This window comes from Arthrobacter sp. JSM 101049 (assembly GCF_041679245.1).
Lineage (GTDB): Bacteria > Actinomycetota > Actinomycetes > Actinomycetales > Micrococcaceae > Arthrobacter_H.
This window is the reverse complement of the sequence record NZ_JBGFFC010000004.1, coordinates 147,537-165,788: the sequence shown is the minus strand read 5'-3', so window position 1 is coordinate 165,788 and position 18,252 is coordinate 147,537. Positions and strand designations below refer to the sequence as shown.

Sequence of the window (18,252 nt, the reverse complement as noted above, 5' to 3'; positions counted from 1 at the left end):
CCGCGGCTGCCTAGTAGAAGGATTCCCGCATGCATGGTCCTCACCCTAGCAGTTGGCGCAGCCGGTGGCGGCAGCCGGGCTTAATGTGTCGCCAGCGGGCCCCGCGGCCCCTGTCGGACCGCCGGGTCCGCCCGCCGCACGCCTCAGAAACCCAGCCGCCCGAGCTGCTTGGGGTCGCGCTGCCATTCCTTGGCGATCTTCACGTGCAGGTCCAGGTAGACCCGGGTGCCCATGAGCGCCTCGATGCCCTGGCGGGCCCTGGTGCCCACTTCGCGCAGCCGGGACCCGGCGCGCCCGATGACGATGGCCTTCTGCGAAGGGCGCTCGACGAAGAGGTTCACGTGGATGTCCAGCAGCGGGTTGTCCTCGGGCCGGCCCTCGCGCGGGATGATCTCCTCGACCACGACGGCCAGCGAGTGCGGCAACTCGTCGCGCACGCCTTCGAGGGCGGCCTCGCGGATGAGCTCGGCGATCATGACCGCCTCGGGCTCGTCGGTCAGTTCCCCGTCGGGATACAGCGGCGGCGACAGCGGCATCTGCTGCACCAGCACGTCGGCGACGGCTGTGACCTGGAAGTCCGCGGTGGCCGAGACCGGCACGACGGCGGTCCACCCCTGGTCGCCCAACGCATCGGTTCCCAGCTCGGCGACCGCGACCAGCTGCCGCGCCAGTGTGGAGCGGTCCACCAGGTCCGCCTTGGTCACGATGGCCACGACGGGCTTGCGCTGCAGCTGGCCCAGTTGGCTGGCGATGAACCGGTCCCCCGGGCCGATCTTCTCGTTGGCAGGCAGGCAGAACCCGATGGCGTCGACCTCGGAGAGGGTCTCGGCGACCAGGTCGTTCAGGCGCTGCCCGAGCAGGGTCCGCGGGCGGTGCAGTCCCGGGGTGTCGACCAGGACCAGCTGCGCGTCGTCGCGGTGGACGATGCCGCGGATGGTGTGGCGGGTGGTTTGCGGTTTCGCCGAGGTGATCGCTATCTTCTGCCCCACCAGGGCGTTGGTCAGCGTCGACTTGCCCGCATTGGGCCGTCCGACGAAGGAGGTGAACCCGGCACGGAAGTCCTCCGGCCACTCCCGCGGAAGGGCCGCCCCGCTGCTCGCGGGCCCGACCTGCGGTTCGCGCACCCCACTGCCGGAGGCATGGGCCTTCTGGCCTGCCGTGGAGGAGGCGGAGCGGCGGTGTGGCTGCCGGGCGCCCGGGCTCCCCTGCTTTCGCTGGCCGGCAGCGGGGGTGGACGGGGTGTCGCCGGACCGGCCACGGCGCGGCGCGGCGCCCTTGCGGGGTTTTGGTTCTGCCATGGGTCAGTCCTTGCTCTCGCGGGGAACGTCTTCGGCGGACAGCCTGCCCAACGACCCCTCCTCATTGTCTGCGGCTTCGGGGTATTCGTCGACCCAGGCCAGGACGTAGCCGATCCGGTTGCGCCGGCCCGCCAGGCGCTCGGCGTGGATGCGGATCCCGTCCACCGTCACCTCGGACCCGACGATCGGCACGCGGCCAAGCGTCTTGGCCAGCAGTCCGCCGACGGTATCGACCTCGTCGTCGTCCAGGCGGCGGTCGAAGAGGTCGGCGAAGTCGTCGATGCCCATCCGGGCGCTGACGCGGAAGACCCCGTCCTCGACCTCCTCGGACTCGACCGACGAATCGTCGTATTCGTCGTCGATCTCCCCGACGATTTCCTCGATGAGGTCCTCGAGGGTCACCAGTCCCGCCGTTCCGCCGTACTCGTCGATGACGATGGCCACGTGTGTCGATTCGCGTTGCAGTTCCTGCAGGAGCTCGGCCACGGACTTGGACTCCGGGACGTAGCGCACGTCGCGGCAGACCTGCTCGACGGTGTGCTCGTCATCGGCCCGGGCATGCAGGCGGGCGGCGACGTCCTTGAGGTAGATGATCCCCACGATCTGGTCGGGGTTGTCGCGGATCACCGGGATCCGGGAGCAGCCCGAGCGCAGGAACAGGCTCATGGCGTCCTGGAGCTTGGTGCCGTGGTCGACGGTGACCATGTCGGTGCGCGGGACCATCACGGCGCGGACCCGGGTGTCGCCGAGTTCGAAGACCGAGTGGATCAGGTCGGCTTCGACGTCCTCGATGATGTCGGCCTCGTGGGCGCGGTCGACCATGTCGCGGAAGAGCTCCTCGGTGAAGAAGGCATCCTCCTGCACCGGCGCCCCCTTGGCGACGCTGCTGCCCAGCCGGACGAGCCAGCCGGGGATGGGGCCGAGCGCCAGGCGCAGGACGCGGACCAGGGGTGCGGTCAGGACCACGACGCTGCTGCTGCGCACGCGTCCGTACCGGCGGGGCGAGACCCCCACGAGGACGAAGCCGACCGCCGCCATGGTCGCGGTGGCCAGCAGGCCGGCGAGCCAGATGTTCTCCAGCACGTCGTGGTAGAGCAGGGCGATCGCCACCGCGCTGGCGGTCTCGAACCAGATCCTCCAGAAGCGGACGACGTGGGTGTGGGCGGTGGCGTCGGCCAGGATCGCGCGCAGCTGCTTGCGCGGCCGCTCGGCGAGCATGTCCTCGGCCTCCTGGCGCGGCAAGGCCAGGAAAGCGGACTCGGCGGCGGTCAGGATGGCGGCGCAGCAGACGAAGGCCAGCGCCAGGATGAGCAGGAGGGCGGGGATCATTCGGTGGTCTCGCGCGGGGCGTCCCGGCCGAGGAACGCCTCGAGCAGGCTGCGTTGCAGCGAGAACATCTCCTCCTTCTCCTGGGGTTCCTCGTGGTCGAACCCGAGCAGGTGGAGCATGCCGTGCGTGGCCAGGAGCAGGATCTCGTCGGCCGTGGTGTGTCCCCCGCGGGAGGCCTGCACGGCGGCAACCTGCGGGCAGATGACGATGTCGCCGAGCATCCCGGCCGGGGTGGTCGACCCCGGCGCGCCGGGCCGCAATTCGTCCATGGGGAAGGACATCACGTCGGTGGGCCCCTCCAGGTCCATCCAGTCGATGTGCAGGCGTTCGATGGCCGCCTCGTCCACGAGGATGATCGAGACCTCGGCCTGGGGGTGCACGTAGAGGGCCTCGAGGATGTGGCGGGCCAGCCGCGAGAGCTCCTCGAGGTCCGCGTCGAGCCCGGATTCGTTGTTGACTTCGATGCCCATGGCCTACGACTCCGGATCGGTGGTGCGCTGGTCGGCGGCGGCCGATTCCCGTTCGCGCCGGGCGGCCATCCGGGCCCGGGCGGCCTCGTTGCTGTGCTTGGCGGCACGGCGGCGGGCCGCCTCCGGGCTGGTCCCGGCGGTGGCGGACCACTTCTCGTAGGCGGAGACGATGTCCCCCACCAGGCGGTGGCGGACCACGTCGGTGGCGTCGAGCTGGCAGAAGGCGATGTCCTCGACCGAACCCAGGATCTCGGAGACGATCTTCAGGCCCGAGCGCGTGCCACCGGGCAGGTCGACCTGGGTCACGTCACCGGTGACGACGATCCGCGAGCCGAACCCGAGGCGGGTGAGGAACATCTTCATTTGTTCCGGCGTCGTGTTCTGTGCCTCGTCCAGGATGATGAACGCGTCGTTGAGGGTCCGCCCGCGCATGTAGGCCAGCGGGGCGACCTCGATCGTGCCGGCGGCGATCAGGCGCGGGATGGACTCGGGGTCGATCATGTCGTGCAGCGCGTCGTAGAGCGGGCGCAGGTACGGGTCGATCTTGTCCGTCAGCGTGCCCGGCAGGAAGCCCAGCTTCTCCCCCGCTTCGACGGCCGGGCGGGTGAGGATGATGCGGTTGACTTCCTTGGCCTGCAGCGCCTGGACGGCCTTGGCCATGGCCAGGTAGGTCTTGCCGGTGCCGGCGGGGCCGATGCCGAAGATGACGGTGTTGGCGTCGATCGCGTCGACGTACGCCTTCTGGTTCACGGTCTTCGGGCGGATCCGCTTGCCGCGGCCGGAGAGGATGTTCAGCCCGAAGGTTTCCGGACCCGAGGGGCGGGCGGCACCCTCGGAGTCGACCATGCGCACGAGCTGTTCGACCAGCTGGGCCGAGACGCGCGTGCCCTTCGTGGCCAGGCCCCGGGCTTCCTGGACGACCTGCTCGGCGCGCGCCGATTGGCCGGGCTCGCCGGTGATGCGCAGCTCGTTGCCCCGCACGTGGAGCTCGGCGCCCGGGTAGATGCCCTGCAGGATCCGCAGCACCTCGTCGTTGGCGCCCAGTGCCCCGACCATCTGCTCGGTGCTGGAAAACGTGATCACCGTGGCGCCGTTGGCCTCCGGTGAGTTGCTGTTCTCGTCGGTCATCCTGCTGGGTCGTCCTCCCGTTGACGTGTCGATGGCGCCGTGTGCCGGTCCGGAGGGGACCCGAAGGCGCCCCTCCATCCTACGGGAAGCGCGTTCGGCTGCGCCGTTACTCCTCCCGCTGTAAATATCAGTCCTGCAACAGTCGCTGCTTTTGGCCCCTGTCGGGTGCCCGGCTCCCCCGGCGTGTGCCAAGGTTAATGGTCGGCCGAGGCACCCCCTGCCCGCAGGCCTGCCCCACCACCGCTGTCCAGTTGAAGGATCCCCGTGAGCATCGTCCGCACCGGCCGCCGCACCCAGGTGCGCGTGGCCATGTTGGCCTCGGTGGTCTCGCTGGGGATGCTCGCTGCCTGCAGCGGTGCCCCCGACGGGTCGATGACGAGCATGCCGGCCTCGAGCAGCGCCCCGCCCGTGGTGTCCAGCCAGGGCAGCACGGCACCGTTGGAGTCGCTGAGCGCCCCGCGCCTGTCCCCCATCTACTGGCTGGGCGAGCGCGATTCGACCGTCTACCTCTACCGCGAGTATGTCGAGGCGGAGGACCAGGGTGATCCGGTCACGACGGCGATCAAATACCTCACCGAGCAGCAGCCGGAGGATCCGGACTACTTCAACGTCTGGTCCAAGCCCTCGCGCATCGGCACCTCCATCAGCGCGGACAACGTCATCACCCTGGACATCTCCGCCGACGCCTTCTCCCGGGACCTCGACGAGGGCCTGGCCCAGCGGGCGATCCAGCAACTGGTCTACACGGCCACCGCCGCCGCGTCCGCCGCGGGGCTGCTCAGCCAGAATCCTCCGGCCAGCGTCGACCTCCTGGTCGACGGCCACTCGGGATACAACGCGTTCGGCCACGTGAAGCTCACCGGCCCGATCCAGCGCGACGCCTCGTTGCGGGCGCCGATCTGGATCATCGACCCGCAGCAGGGCACGGTCCATAGTGCCGGCAAGGTCCGGCTGCACGGCATTTCCGGTGCGTTCCCCGGCGGCACCCATTGGGTCCTCAAGCGCCAGGAGGACGGGAAGGGGACCCGCGTCGCCGGGGGCAGCCTGGCGCTGGGAGGCGGGTCGCTGGCCGACAACGAATTCGAGGTCACCCCGGTCCTGGAGGCGGGGACCTACACCCTGGCGGTCTGGGGGCAGGCCGCCGACGACGGCAAGCGCCTGAGCCAGGACACCAAGAAGTTCACGGTCCGCTAGCACCGCCGAGCCGCCTGCGCCCGCCGCCTCCCCGTGCTCCGGTGCCGGCTACCGGGGTCCTGTTCCCCGGAGCCCCGCTGTGCCTCCGGTCCGGCGCGTCCTGACCTATGCGTCCTGACCTATGCGTCCAGCAAGCCGGCCAGATGCCGGGCCAGCACCAGTGCTGCGGGGCCGGCCGTCGAGGCCCTGAGCACATGGTGTCCAAGCAGCGCCGTCCGCGCCCCGGCTGCGGCCAGGCGCTCGACCTCCGGGTCGGCGATGCCGCCCTCCGGTCCGACGATGAGCAGGATCGCCGGCACCCCGGCGTCCTGGCCGGCGGTACCGGCACCCGATCCGCCGTCGTGCAGGAAGTCGCGGACGACGGCGGAGAGCGGCTCGGTGGCCTGTTCGTGCAGGATGAGGGGCAGCTGCCGGGCGCCCTCGCCGGCGGCGCGGTCGAGCCGGGCGGCCAACTGACCCGTCGTGAGCACCCCGTGGACCTCGGGCAGCCGGGTGCGGCGGGACTGCTTCACGGCCGCCCTGACGGTGGCCGCCCATTTCGCGCGGCCCTTCTCCGCTTTCGCCTCCGGCCAGCGGACCACGGAGCGGTCCGCCTGCCAAGGGATGACCTCGTCAACGCCGAGTTCGACGGCGGCCTCCACCGCCTGCAGGTCGCGGTCCCCCTTGGCCAGGGCCTGGACCAGGACCAGGCGGAGGGCAGGGGCTGGATCGTGCGTGATCCGGTCCACGCGGGCTGTCAGGCAGGCCTTCCCGGTGGACTGGACCGTGCACCCGGCCCGGGTCCCGCGGCCGTCCAACAGGTCGATTGCCTCCCCGGTCCGGACCCGCTTGACGGTGACGGCGTGGTGTCCCTCCGCGCCGTCCAGGACGACGACGTCGCCAGGAGCCGTGCCGGCGGGCAGCCCGTCGTCGAGCAGGAAGGCCTGGTTGCTCACTGGTTGCTCATCAGCCGCGGTTGCCCAGCTTGTCCCGCAGCCGGGAGAAGACCCCGCCGCGTTCGGCCAGGCGTCCCTCGGCGAATTCCTCGTCGCGCAGCCCGGCCAGGCGCTCCAGCAGCTCGCGCTGCTCGTCGTCGAGCTTCGTCGGGGTCTCGACCTGCAGGTGGACCACCAGCTCACCCCGGACGCCACCGCGAAGACGCGGCACGCCGAGTTGGGCCAGCTTGACGGTGTCCATCGACTGGGTTCCCGGCTCGATGCGGATCTCCTGCTCGCCATCGAAGGTGTCGAGCTTCATCTCCGTGCCCAAGGCGGCGGCGGTCATCGGGATGCGCAGCGTCGCGTGCAGGTCGTTGCCCTCCCGTTCGAACACCGGATGGCGCTTGACGTTGATCTCCACGTAGAGGTCCCCGGACGGGCCACCGCCGGGGCCGGCCTCGCCCTGGCTGGCCAGGTGGATGCGCGTGCCGGTGGCAACACCTGCAGGGATCTTCAGCTGCTTGCTCACGCGTTCGCGGACGCGTCCCTGGCCCATGCACTCGTTGCACGGGCTGGGCAGGATGGTGCCGAAGCCGCGGCAGGCGCTGCAGGTCTCGACCGTCATCATCTGGCCCAGGAAGGAACGGACCGGGCGCTGCACCTGGCCCTGGCCGTGGCAGATCGTGCAGGTCTCCGGGGAGGTGCCGGGCTGGCAGCAGCTGCCGTTGCAGACCGTGCAGGTCACGGCGGTTTCGATGTCGAGCGTGTAGACCGTGCCCTGGACGGCGTCCTTGAGTTCGATCGTCGCCGTTACCAGGGCGTCGCGCCCGCGCTGCGTGCGCGAGGCCGGGCCCTGGGCCTGGCCGCCGCCGAAGAACTGCTCGAAGATGTCGCCGAAGCCGCCGAAACCGCCGGCGCCTCCACCGCCGCCGGCGGTGCCGTTCTCGTTGCCGGTCGCGTCATAGACCTGGCGCTTCTGCGGGTCGGAGAGCACCTCGTAGGCGTGGGTGACCGCCTTGAACTGGTCCGCAACGTCCTGGCCCGGGTTCACGTCCGGGTGGAGTTTGCGGGCCAGCTTCCGGTAGGCCTTCTTGATTTCCTCGGCGGAGGCGTCGCGCGCGACGCCGAGGGTTTCGTAATGGCTGCTCACAGTGTGTGCTGTGTCCTTTCCGACATTCTGTACATGCTGGTTCCCCGCGTTCCCGGACCGTCAACCGGCCAGGATGCGCGAGAGGTATCGGGCGACCGCGCGGACGGCCGCCATGCTGGTGGGATAGTCCATGCGGGTGGGGCCCAGGACGCCGACCTTGGCCGAGGAGCCCGGCCCGTAGCCGGTGGCGACCACCGAGGTCTCCGCGAGGCCGCCGTAGAGGTTCTCCCGGCCGATCTGCACGGCGATGCCCCGGGCGTCCTGTTCCATCTCGGAGAACAGCCGCAGCAGGACCACTTGTTCCTCGAGGGCCTCGAGCACCGGGGTGATCGTCAGGGGGAAGTCCCCGGTGGACCGGGCGAGGTTGGCGGTTCCGGCCATGATGATGCGGTCGATCATCGAGTTGTCGCCCAGCGACCCCAGCGCCCTGGCCAGGATCCTCCCGGGCGCCCGCAGGGACTGCGGCAGGTGTTCGCACGCCGCGCCGGCCACCTCGCCGAGGGCCTGCAGGCGTTGCCCGGAGGCCGCGGCCAGGAAGGCCGACTTCAGGCTCGCCAGCGATTCGTCGCTGGTCTCCGGGGGGACCACGACCACCCGCTGGTCGACCTTGCCGGTGTTGGTGATCAGGACCGTCAGCACCTGACCGGCGCCGAGCCCGACCAGTTCGATGTGGCGCACGGTGGCGTCGCTGAACTGCGGGACCTGGAGGACAGCGACCTGGTTGGTCAACTGCGCCAGCAGGCGCACAGTGCGGTCAAGGACCTCGTCGAGGTCGTCGGTCCCCTCGAGCATCTGCTGGATGGCACGGCGTTCGGCGTGCGAGAGCGGGCGAACCGCGTCGATCTGGTCCACGAAGTACCGGTAACCGTGTTCGGTGGGGATCCGCCCGGCCGAGGTATGGGGCGCGGTGATCAGCCCCTCCTCTTCCAGGGCCGCCATGTCGTTGCGGATGGTGGCCGCCGACACGCCGAGTTGGTGTCGCTCGACCAGGGCCTTGGATCCGACGGGCTCGCGGGAGTGGACGTAGTCCTCCACGATGGCCCGCAGGACCTCGAGGCGTCGTGGCACGGACATTCGATCCTCCTGGGTCTCGTGGCGGACGGACGTGGCAGGCGGCATCGCTTAGCACTCGACACGCCTAAGTGCTAAGTCTAATACGATTCCGCTGTTGTTAGCATGGTGGCCGCGCGCCCATGGCGCCGCGGACCGACGCCTCGGCCGCCACCACCACCGAAAGGCCTTGTCAGGAATGGATATCCACCAGTGGGGCGCCCAGGACCTGTCGGCGCCGAAGCGCCGCGAGCTGCGCCGCGTACCGGCCGCATTGGGCCTGCTCCTGGAAGACGTCCAGTCCGGATGGGTCGGTGAAGTGGTCAGGATCGAACGCTCGGGCGGGATGCGCCTGGTGGTCCTGGAGGACCGCCGGGGCAAGACCCGTTCCTTCCCCACCGGCTTCGGGTTCCTGCTCGAAGGCGAGCCCGTGGAGGTCACCGAACCCCAGGCAGCGGCCTCGGCCTCCGCAACCCGCACGGCCTCCGGATCGGTCCGGGTCGAGAAGCTGAAGGCACGCACTGCCCTGGCCAGCCGCATCTGGGTCGAGGGCAAGCACGACGCCGAACTCGTCGAAAAGGTGTGGGGCCACGACCTGCGCGTGGAGGGCATCGTCGTCGAACCCCTGCACGGGGTCGACGACCTCGCCGGCGCCGTGGCGGATTTCTCCCCCGGCCCTGGCCGCAAACTCGGGATCCTGGTCGACCACCTGGTGTCCGGGAGCAAGGAGGAACGCATTGCCGCCGAGGCCATGCGGGTTCCCGGTGCCCGCGGGAACGTACTGATCGTCGGGCACCCCTACGTCGACGTCTGGCAATCCATCCGCCCCCAGGTCCTCGGCATTGCCGCCTGGCCGGTGGTCCCCCGCGGCACCGACTGGAAGACCGGGATCCTTCGGGGACTGGGATGGCCGCACGCAACACACGCCGATGTCGCCCGGGGCTGGCGGCAATTGCTGGGAAAGGTCACCAGCTACGCCGACCTGGAGCCGAGCCTGCTGGGACGAGTCGAAGAGGTCATCGATTTCCTCACCACCGGACGCCACTGACGGTGCCGGCACACCGGGCCCGCCGCGCCGCAGCCTGCCATCCGTCGCGCCAAGTCGCATCGGGGCGATAAACTGGTGGCCACTACACATGGGACGGGAGGAACGTCGGAGTCATGAACGGAATTGATGGACACCCCAAGGACGGCCCGGCGGACGCCGGCCGCTTCGAGGGCTCATCGTCGGCTCCCCTGCCGTTGACACCGTCGGAGGACCGGCAGTGGGCGACCATTGCCCACTTTGGTGGGATTCTGGGGTGCATTCCCTCCGGCATCATCTACCTCGTCTACCGCGACCGGGGCCCCTTCACCGCACAGGAGTCCAAGGAAGCGCTGAACTTCACGTTGCCGTTGACCGTCCTGGCCCTGCTGTCCAATCTGCTGATGCTGATTCCAGTCGTCGGCGGCGTGTTCGCCATCGTCGCCGTGGCCATCTGGGTGTATGTGACGGTCAGCGGGGTGGTGGCGGGCATCGAGGTCAACAAGGGCCGCCCGTACCGCTATCCGGTGAACCTGCGCCTGATCGGCTAGCTCCGTTCCGCGCGGCACGTCGTGTGCAGTGCGGCCCCGGGGACACGGATCCCCGGGGCCGCACTGTCTTGTCGGTCGGTATCAGAAGCCGAGGAGCCGGCGCACGATGGTGTCGGCGAGCAGGCGCCCCCGCAAGGTCGGGACGATCGTTCCACGGACCGCAGCGGCGCCGTCGACCAACCCGTCGGCAATGAGCCCGGCCACCGCTTGGCGCCCCGTTGCGGGCAACTCGCCGGTCGGCAGCCCGTCGACGATGCGGGTGAGCAACATGGTGCGTTCAAGCAGCCGTGCCTGCTCGTCGGGTGTCTCGCGGCCGGCCGCCGGCGAGATGCCGCCGTCGATCCGCTGCTGGTAAGCCGCCGGGTGCTTGACGTTCCACCAACGCAGCCCGCCGACATGCGAATGCGCCCCGGGACCGGCGCCCCACCAGTCGGCGCCTTTCCAATAGGCCACGTTGTGCCGGCACCGGGTGGCTTCGCTGCGGCTCCAGTTGCTGACCTCGTACCAGGAGAACCCGGCGGCCGTGAGCATCTCCTCCGCCAGGAGGTACTTGTCCGCATGGTCGTCGTCGTCGATGTCCGGCACCTCGCCACGGCGGATGCGTGCCGCCAGACGGGTCCCCTCCTCGATGATCAGCGCGTAGGCCGAGATGTGGTCGGGCTCGTAGGAGAGCGCCGTTTCCAACGAGGTGCGCCAGTCGTCCACTGATTCGCCGGGCGTTCCATAGATCAGGTCGACGCTGACATCCAGTCCGGCATCGCGTGCCCACTGGACGGCCTGGCCGACGCGCGAGGGCCGGTGGGTGCGGTCCAGGGTCTTCAGCACGTGCGGCACCGCGGACTGCATGCCGAAGGACACGCGTGTGAATCCTGCCTCGGCGAGTGTGGCCAGGGACGCCTGGGTCACCGATTCGGGGTTGGCCTCGGTGGTGACCTCGGCTCCATCGAGCAGGCCCCAGGTCGTCCGGATCGTGTGCAGGACCGCTGCCAGGTCGCCGGCGGGGAGCAGCGTGGGCGTTCCCCCGCCGAAGAAGACCGTCGAGACCTCCCGGTCGGGCAGGCCGCTCGACCGCAGGACGCCCGCGCCGAACTCCAGTTCGGCCGAGGCCGCGGCCGCATAGGTGTCCTGGCTCGAGCCAGATCCCAGCTCATGGGCTGTATACGTGTTGAAGTCGCAGTAGCCGCAGCGCACGGCGCAGAACGGGATGTGGACGTAGACGCAGAAGTCGCGGTCCGACGCGCCGTCGGCCGTTGCCGGGGGCAGCAGGCCGTCGGCGGGTGCCGGATCGCCCAGGGGAAGTGCTGACGGCATGGATGCTACTTCTTGGCCTTGTCCTTGGAGCCGTCTGATGATAGGGCGGCGATGAACGCCTCCTGTGGGACCTCGACCCGGCCGACCATCTTCATGCGCTTCTTGCCCTCCTTCTGCTTTTCGAGCAGCTTGCGCTTGCGCGAGATGTCGCCGCCGTAGCATTTGGCCAGCACATCCTTGCGGATGGCCCGGATGGACTCGCGGGCGATGATGCGCGACCCGATGGCCGCCTGGATGGGCACCTCGAATTGCTGGCGCGGGATGAGCTCGCGCAGCTTGGAGGTCATCATGACCCCGTAGGAGTAGGCCTTGTCCTTGTGGGTGATGGCGCTGAAGGCGTCAACCTGTTCGCCCTGGAGCAGGATGTCGACCTTGACGAGGTCGGCGACCTGTTCGCCGTCGGCCTTCCAGTCGAGGGACGCGTATCCCCGGGTCTTGGACTTGAGGATGTCGAAGAAGTCGAAGACGATCTCGGCCAGCGGCAGCCAGTACCGCAGTTCGACGCGGTCCTCGGAGAGGTAGTCCATGCCGCGCATCTGCCCCCGCCGGGACTGGCACAGCTCCATGACCGCACCGACGAACTCGTTCGGTGTCAGGATCGTCCCGGCGACCATTGGCTCATGCACTTCGAGGATCTTGCCGGAGGGGAATTCGCTGGGGTTGGTCACCGTGATCATGGACTTGTCCTCGGTCATCACCTCGTAGACCACGTTGGGGGCGGTCGAGATGAGATCGAGGTTGAACTCGCTTTCCAGGCGCTCCCGGGTGATCTCCAGGTGCAGCAGCCCCAGGAACCCGACGCGGAAGCCAAAGCCCAGGGCCACTGAGGTCTCGGGCTCGAACGTCAACGCAGCGTCGTTGAGCAGGAGCTTGTCGAGGGCGTCCCGCAGGACCGGGTAGTCCGATCCGTCGATGGGGTACAGACCGGAGAACACCATCGGCTTGGGGTCCTCGTAGCCACCGAGGGATTCCGCAGCAGGCTTGGTGAAGCTCGTGACCGTGTCGCCGACCTTGGACTGGCGGACGTCCTTGACCCCGGTGATCAGGTAGCCCACCTCCCCGACGCCCAGGCCGCGGGTCGGGGTGGGTTCCGGTGAGGAGACCCCGATCTCCAGCAGTTCATGGGTGGTCCGCGTGGACATCATCTGCAGCTTCTCCCGCGGGGTGAGCTGCCCGTCGACGACCCGGACGTAGGTGACGACGCCGCGGTAGGTGTCATAGACGGAGTCGAAGATCATCGCGCGGGCCGGTGCATTCGCATCGCCGACCGGTGCCGGCAGGTCACGGACGATCTTGTCCAGCAGGGCCTCGACCCCCTCGCCGGTCTTGCCGGAGACCTTCAGCACGTCCTCGGGTTCCCCGCCGATCAGGCCGGCCAGTTCGGCCGCGTACTTCTCCGGCTGCGCGGCCGGCAGGTCGATCTTGTTCAGGACCGGGATGATCGTCAGGTCGTTTTCCATGGCCAGATAGAGGTTGGCCAGGGTCTGCGCCTCGATGCCCTGCGCGGCGTCGACCAGCAGAATCGCCCCCTCGCAGGCCGCCAGCGAACGGGAGACCTCGTAGGTGAAGTCCACGTGGCCGGGGGTGTCGATCATGTTCAGCGCATACGCGGTGCCGTCGAGTTCCCAGGGCATGCGCACTGCCTGGGACTTGATGGTGATCCCGCGTTCGCGCTCGATGTCCATGCGGTCCAGGTACTGTGCCTTCATCTCACGCTGGGAGACGATCCCCGTGGATTGCAGCATCCGGTCGGCCAGGGTGGATTTCCCGTGGTCGATGTGGGCGATGATGCAGAAGTTCCTGATGATCGCCGGATCGGTTGCGGCAGGCACCGGTGCGGTGCGGGCCATGGGTGACACGTGGGTGACCTCGCTCTGGGACGGATGGAATGACGAACGTGGATGCGGATGGACCGCAAAACATCATTCTCCCACGATTCGGACCCGCCGCAGTCCGCCGTTACGGGTGTGGCGCCCCACTGCTAGTGTGGCGCCATGCAGATCAACCCCCGAACCATCAACAGATGGGTGCGCCTGGGTATCAAGGCCTTCCGGGCCTTCCGCTCCGGCCAGGAGACGCAAGTTCGCGGCGGAAACGGCCGGGCCCGGCCCGGCGCTGCCCCGGCCGGTGGCACCGGGGACGGCTGGCGCATCCGCCCCTATCCGGGTGACTTCACGGCGCGGGTCGAGGCGGTGTACGCCCCGGAACCGGACGGCTCCCCGGACCCGGGCGAGATCGTCTGGACATGGGTGCCATACGAAGAGGACCACACGCAGGGCAAGGACCGCCCGGTGCTGCTGGTGGGGCACGACGGCGACCTGCTGCTGGCCCTGATGCTCACCTCGCGCAATCATTCCGACGCCCGCCACTTCGATGCCGATTATGTCGACATCGGCTCCGGCCCCTGGGATCGGCAGGGCCGGCCCAGTGAGGTCAAGGTCGACCGGGTCATCAGGGTCGACCCAGGGGGCATTCGCCGCGAAGGCACCGTCCTCGGCCGTGCCGCGTTCGACCGCGTGGTCGGCGCCCTCCGACGCGTCTGATCCGTCACCCGCCCGTAGGTGATCTGCGGATGTGCCCGGGTGGTGCCGGCGACCCGCCGTGTCCCCCGTCGAATCGCGAGGAGGTGGCATCCCTGCTAAGATTGCTTGCTGTGTGTCCGCGCAGGTCGACGGGCACTTCTCCCGGGTCGCCATAGGTATCCCCACGCCGCTCAGTCGATGGCTCGGGAGGGATCCCTCACCGACCATATTCCGCGATAGCAAGAGAGTTTATACAAGTGGCTAACATCAAGTCCCAGAAGAAGCGCATCCTCACCAACGAGAAGGCCCGCGCCCGCAACGCCTCCGTCCGTTCGGAGCTGAAGACCGCGATCCGCTCGGTCGACAAGGCCGTCGCCGCCGCCGACAAGGATGCCGCTTCGGCTGCCCTTGCCACCGCCGGCCGCAAGCTGGACAAGGCCGTCAGCAAGGGTGTCGTGCACAAGAACAACGCCGCCAACCGCAAGTCGGCCATCTCCAAGAAGGTCAACGCGCTCTAAGGCTCGTTCCACAGCTTGAGTGGCTGGGGCCGCTACCGGGAAGCCGGTAGCGGCCCCAGCCGCTTAACGACCCGGCCGTCCGCCCCCGGCAGGGTCCAGCGTTGTTTCAGCGTCGGGCAGCCAGCGCGATGCCGGTGACGGCGCGCTCGACGGCGTACCGGGGATCACGCGAGGCCCCCTTGACCTGTGCGTCGGCTTCGGCGACCAGGCGCAGGCACCGGACGAGATCGTCGTGTGAGAAGTAGCGGGCCTGCTCCTGGGCTTGTTGGACTTGCCATGGCGGCATTCCGAGTTCCTTCGCCAGCATGCCCGAGGATTTCCGCTGTCCCGCGACCTTGGCCACCTGCCGGAGCTTCATGGCCAGGGCAGCGACGATCGGGACGGGGTCCGTACCCGTGGCCAGGGCATGGCGCAGCGTGCCCAGTGCAGCGGGCCCACGGCCCGAGAGTGCGGCGTCGGCCACCTTGAACCCGGTCGCCTCGACGCGGCCGCCGAAATAGCGGTCCACGGTTGCCTGGTCGATCTCACCGGTGGTGTCCTGGACGAGCTGGGTACAGGCTGCCGCGAGTTCGGCCAGATCGCTCCCCACGGCTGCCACCAGGGCGCGGGTCGCTTCGGGCAGGATCCGGCGTCGGGCTGCCTTGAATTCCTGCGTGACGAAATCGTTCTTGTCGGCTTCCTTCTTCAGCGGCTGGCAATCAACTACCTGCGCACCGGAGGACTTCAGTGCCTCGAGCACTTTCTTGCCCCGGTTGCCGCCGGCGTGGTGCAGGACCATGACGACGTCGTCGGCCGGCGACGCGGCGTACTGCATGATGTCCTCGAGGAAGTCCTCGTTCATCGTCGCCAACGAGAGGACCTCGATGACCTTGGCTTCGCCGAACAGCGAGGGGCTGGCGGCCAGCAGCAACTCACCGCGTTGGTAGGAGGCGGCGTCGAAGTTCGTCACTTCCGTGGCCCCGTCCCGCTCCCTGACTTGTTGGCGGATCGAGTCGAGCACCCGGCCGGCGATGTAGGCCTCGGGCCCTTGCAACAGGATGAGCGGCGACGGGGTGGCCTCGCGCCAGCTGGAGGAGCTGCCCGAGCCCTTCGCCGAGGACCGGGAGGTTCCCGCTGATTTTGCCACCATGTTCCGCCTTCCGTTGGATGCCGACATTGCATCCTATCGCCCCTCATCTCCCCTTCCGTCCGCTGACGACCAGCACACCGTCGGCGGTGGCGTGGAGGCGGATCGTGCCATGGAGGTCGGTGCGGAAGGTCTGCATTCCCGCTGCCCGTAGCGCGTGCAGGATCACCGGCGTGGGGTGGCCATAGCTGTTCCCGGCCCCGACGCTGATCAGGGCCACGCGTGCACCGCAGGCTTCGATGACCGCGGTTCCGCCGTTCTTTGCGCCGTGGTGGCTGACCTTGAGCACATCCACGTTCAGTCCCGGATGCTCCTGCAGCACCTTGTTCATGGCCTCGGACTCCAAGTCGCCGGCGGCCAGCATGCTGAAGTCCGTGCCCGAACCGGTGAGGTGGAAGATGACGGCCAGCGACGCATCGTTTTCCGCTTCACCGATCGGGTTGCCGATGGGGCCGATCACCTCCCAGCTGACTGTCCCGGACCTGCCTGTTGTCCCGGGGGTGGCTTCGCTGGCCTTGAGACCGGCGGGCAATCCCGGCAGGGATGTGCGTCCGGTCGCGGTGGAGAAGTAGGCCGTGCCGAGCGCGCGTCCGGCGATCGCTCCGGTGATGCCAGCGGCATGGTCGGCATGCAGGTGGGTGATGAACAAGGTGTCGATCCTCTGGACGCCCAGGTGGGCCAGGCACGTGTCGACGGCTTCGGGATCGGGGCCGGTGTCGATCAGCATGGCACTGTGCGCTCCCGTGCGCAGTGCCACGGCATCGCCTTGGCCCACGTCGCACGCGGCCACCTGCCACGCTCCCGGCCGCACGGGGACCAGCGCCGTGGCCGGGGAAACCAGTCCTGCCAGCAGGCCAAGCCCGGCGAGGGCGGCCGCCGCGGCGACCCCCCGCCGCCCCCCGTCAGCGAGCCATGCCGAAGCGTTCCGCAGCACTGGCAAGCCCAGCAGCGAGTCGGGTCCGCCTCGTTCGACCCAGTCCTGGATGACGGGGTTCCGGCCCCCAGGCGGCGTCGCCGCCAGCCAGACCGAGACCACACCGAGGATGGCGAGGAGGACCGCAGCGGCCCGGCTGCCGAATGCGTCGGGCCAGGGCAACATCGCGCCGGGCAACGTGGCGACGAAGTGGCCCAGCGCGCCGATCCACGAGGCCGGGAGGCCAGCTGCCCAGACCAGCGGTTGCGCCCAGGGCCCCGGGAGCCCGCAGAGGACCAGTGCCAGTGTCCCCAGCACGGTGATGGGCGGCACGAGGGGCGCGGAGATGATGTTCGCCGGGATGGAGTACAGGCTGAAGGCCGGCGTCATGCCCAGCAGCACCGGGAGGCAGAACAATTGCGCGCTGGCACTGACGGCCACGCCGTCGGCGAGCCATCCGGGCATGATGCGGCGTCCCAGCCGTGCCAATCGAAGGCCCACCAGCACGATGCCCGCCGTGGCTAGTGCCGAGAGCTGGAAGGCGGGTTCGCGGGCATACCAGGGGTCCCAGGCCAGCACAGCGACCACGCACACGCAGAGGGCCGTCAGGGCTTGCCGACCCCGCCCCGCATAGACCGCCAAGGCGCCGATGGCCCCCATGACGGCGGCGCGGATGACGCTGGGTTCGGGATGGACCAGCGCCACGAACCCCACCAGCATCAGCAGTGAACAGGCCAGGGACGGCCAGCGCCCAATCCCGCAGAAGCGGCCAATCCAGAGCACGGTGCCCAACAGCATGGCCACGTTCGCTCCGCTGACGGCCGTCAGGTGCGCCAGGCCAGCGGTCTTCATGTGGGCGGACAGCGCCGCCGATTGTCCGGAACGGTCACCCATCACCATGCCGGGCAGCAGGGCGGGCCCCTCCCCCGGCAGCACCATGGCAGCCGCTGCCAAGCGCTGGCGCCATTGCTCGGTGGGCAGGGACTGGGTCGCGCCGCTGGCGGTGGCCAGGGGTGCCGCGGCAGTGAGCCAGTAGCCCTGTCGTTCGCCGGGGTCTGCCCGGCTGATGCGGACGAGTCCCGAAACCCTTGCCCCGACGGCCGGGGGCGGGCCCGCCGGGAACTGACGGGGATCGGCCACCAGCAGCGCCTCGGCCTTGCCAGCATGCCAGTCCCCCGCTGCCGAATAGCGCTTCAGCTGAACCTCGATCAGCAGCGTGACTTCCTCCGCATCAACCGGCCCCTGGCCCACGAGCCTTTCCCCGGTCCCGCCAGTCGGGCCCGGGATGGAGCGCGGGTCCCCGGTCACGACGGCCTCGGCTCGGATTGTTGCCCCGGTGTCGGCCAAGGCGCCGAGCACCGGATCGCGGTGGGCGAGAGCATGGACCGATATCGCCGCCGAAACCAGGAAGAGGCCCACGACGGCCGCGGCCAGTGGAGACCACCAGTGGTGGGACCACGCGATCAGTCCCCTGTTGCGGAGCAGCACCCAGAACAAGACGGCGATCAGCGCGGCGACGGCAACGGCTGCCAGCATGGACAGGCGGGGATCCTGTTGGACCAGGAACCACGCCGACGTCCACGCGCCGAGCGCCGTGGAGAGGCTGCGCAAGTCGAGGTGGCCGTCATCCACCGGACCGGCAGGGGTGTCGGGATCCGGGGCGGCCCACCGCACGGCCCATCGCACCGGAGCGGGCAGCATTCCGCGGATGGTCCCTCTGCGGCCCCCCGTTGGCGGACGGGGCCCTGCGT

The 18,252-nt window shown here is 69.3% G+C and carries 16 protein-coding genes; 5 read left to right on the top strand and 11 right to left on the bottom strand.

The genetic code is table 11. The annotated features are described in order from the left end of the window. Positions 1–143: 143 nt before the first annotated feature. From era to AB8M85_RS12875, 4 genes are read right to left on the bottom strand one after another with little or no spacing between them, the layout of a single operon-like run. The gene (era, locus tag AB8M85_RS12890) at positions 144–1,298 is read right to left on the bottom strand and encodes a GTPase Era (RefSeq protein ID WP_372699230.1); all 1,155 of its coding nucleotides are present in this window, start codon (positions 1,296–1,298) and stop codon (positions 144–146) included. 3 nt (positions 1,299–1,301) lie between these two features. After that, entirely contained in the window at positions 1,302–2,627 is a 1,326-nt protein-coding gene (locus AB8M85_RS12885; RefSeq protein ID WP_372699229.1) for a hemolysin family protein, read from the bottom strand. Continuing rightward, positions 2,624–3,097, bottom strand: a complete 474-nt coding sequence (ybeY, locus tag AB8M85_RS12880; protein ID WP_372699228.1) for an rRNA maturation RNase YbeY — start codon at positions 3,095–3,097, stop codon at positions 2,624–2,626. Before ybeY ends, AB8M85_RS12885 begins: the two co-directional genes overlap by 4 nt. A 3-nt stretch (positions 3,098–3,100) precedes the next feature. Then, entirely contained in the window at positions 3,101–4,225 is a 1,125-nt protein-coding gene (locus AB8M85_RS12875) for a PhoH family protein (RefSeq protein WP_372699227.1), read from the bottom strand. 264 nt (positions 4,226–4,489) lie between these two features. Here AB8M85_RS12875 and AB8M85_RS12870 point away from each other — a divergent pair, with 264 nt between their 5' ends. After that, positions 4,490–5,419, top strand: a complete 930-nt coding sequence (locus AB8M85_RS12870) for a GerMN domain-containing protein (protein ID WP_372699226.1) — start codon at positions 4,490–4,492, stop codon at positions 5,417–5,419. Between the two features lie 119 nt (positions 5,420–5,538). On the opposite strand, the gene AB8M85_RS12865 is transcribed toward AB8M85_RS12870, so the two are convergent. From AB8M85_RS12865 to hrcA, 3 genes are read right to left on the bottom strand one after another with little or no spacing between them, the layout of a single operon-like run. Further along, a complete protein-coding gene (locus AB8M85_RS12865; protein ID WP_372699225.1) occupies positions 5,539–6,354 on the bottom strand; it encodes a 16S rRNA (uracil(1498)-N(3))-methyltransferase in 816 nt (271 codons plus the stop codon). Positions 6,355–6,364: 10 nt separating this feature from the next. Beyond that, positions 6,365–7,486, bottom strand: a complete 1,122-nt coding sequence (dnaJ, locus tag AB8M85_RS12860; protein WP_372699224.1) for a molecular chaperone DnaJ — start codon at positions 7,484–7,486, stop codon at positions 6,365–6,367. Between the two features lie 60 nt (positions 7,487–7,546). Beyond that, entirely contained in the window at positions 7,547–8,560 is a 1,014-nt protein-coding gene (gene hrcA / locus AB8M85_RS12855; RefSeq protein WP_372699223.1) for a heat-inducible transcriptional repressor HrcA, read from the bottom strand. A 175-nt stretch (positions 8,561–8,735) separates the two neighbouring features. Here hrcA and AB8M85_RS12850 point away from each other — a divergent pair, with 175 nt between their 5' ends. Both AB8M85_RS12850 and AB8M85_RS12845 read left to right on the top strand, forming a co-directional pair. Next, a complete protein-coding gene (locus tag AB8M85_RS12850; RefSeq protein WP_372699222.1) occupies positions 8,736–9,584 on the top strand; it encodes a DUF3097 family protein in 849 nt (282 codons plus the stop codon). 113 nt (positions 9,585–9,697) lie between these two features. After that, on the top strand, positions 9,698–10,111 hold the full coding sequence (locus AB8M85_RS12845) for a DUF4870 domain-containing protein (RefSeq protein ID WP_372699221.1): 414 nt from the start codon (positions 9,698–9,700) through the stop codon (positions 10,109–10,111). An 81-nt stretch (positions 10,112–10,192) separates the two neighbouring features. Here AB8M85_RS12845 and hemW read toward each other — a convergent pair whose 3' ends face one another. Next, positions 10,193–11,422: a radical SAM family heme chaperone HemW gene (gene hemW / locus AB8M85_RS12840; RefSeq protein WP_372699220.1), complete on the bottom strand. Its 1,230-nt coding sequence runs from the start codon at positions 11,420–11,422 to the stop codon at positions 10,193–10,195. A 5-nt stretch (positions 11,423–11,427) separates the two neighbouring features. After that, on the bottom strand, positions 11,428–13,281 hold the full coding sequence (gene lepA / locus AB8M85_RS12835; RefSeq protein ID WP_372699219.1) for a translation elongation factor 4: 1,854 nt from the start codon (positions 13,279–13,281) through the stop codon (positions 11,428–11,430). A gap of 135 nt (positions 13,282–13,416) precedes the next feature. Here lepA and AB8M85_RS12830 point away from each other — a divergent pair, with 135 nt between their 5' ends. Both AB8M85_RS12830 and rpsT read left to right on the top strand, forming a co-directional pair. Next, entirely contained in the window at positions 13,417–13,965 is a 549-nt protein-coding gene (locus tag AB8M85_RS12830) for a type II toxin-antitoxin system PemK/MazF family toxin (protein WP_372699218.1), read from the top strand. A gap of 236 nt (positions 13,966–14,201) precedes the next feature. Further along, positions 14,202–14,462, top strand: coding sequence for a 30S ribosomal protein S20 (gene rpsT, locus AB8M85_RS12825; protein WP_372699217.1), 261 nt, complete (start codon positions 14,202–14,204; stop codon positions 14,460–14,462). 106 nt (positions 14,463–14,568) lie between these two features. On the opposite strand, the gene holA is transcribed toward rpsT, so the two are convergent. Further along, positions 14,569–15,591, bottom strand: a complete 1,023-nt coding sequence (gene holA / locus AB8M85_RS12820) for a DNA polymerase III subunit delta (RefSeq protein WP_372699216.1) — start codon at positions 15,589–15,591, stop codon at positions 14,569–14,571. Between the two features lie 43 nt (positions 15,592–15,634). Then, positions 15,635–18,202, bottom strand: a complete 2,568-nt coding sequence (locus AB8M85_RS12815) for a ComEC/Rec2 family competence protein (RefSeq protein ID WP_372699215.1) — start codon at positions 18,200–18,202, stop codon at positions 15,635–15,637. Positions 18,203–18,252 lie beyond the last annotated feature (50 nt).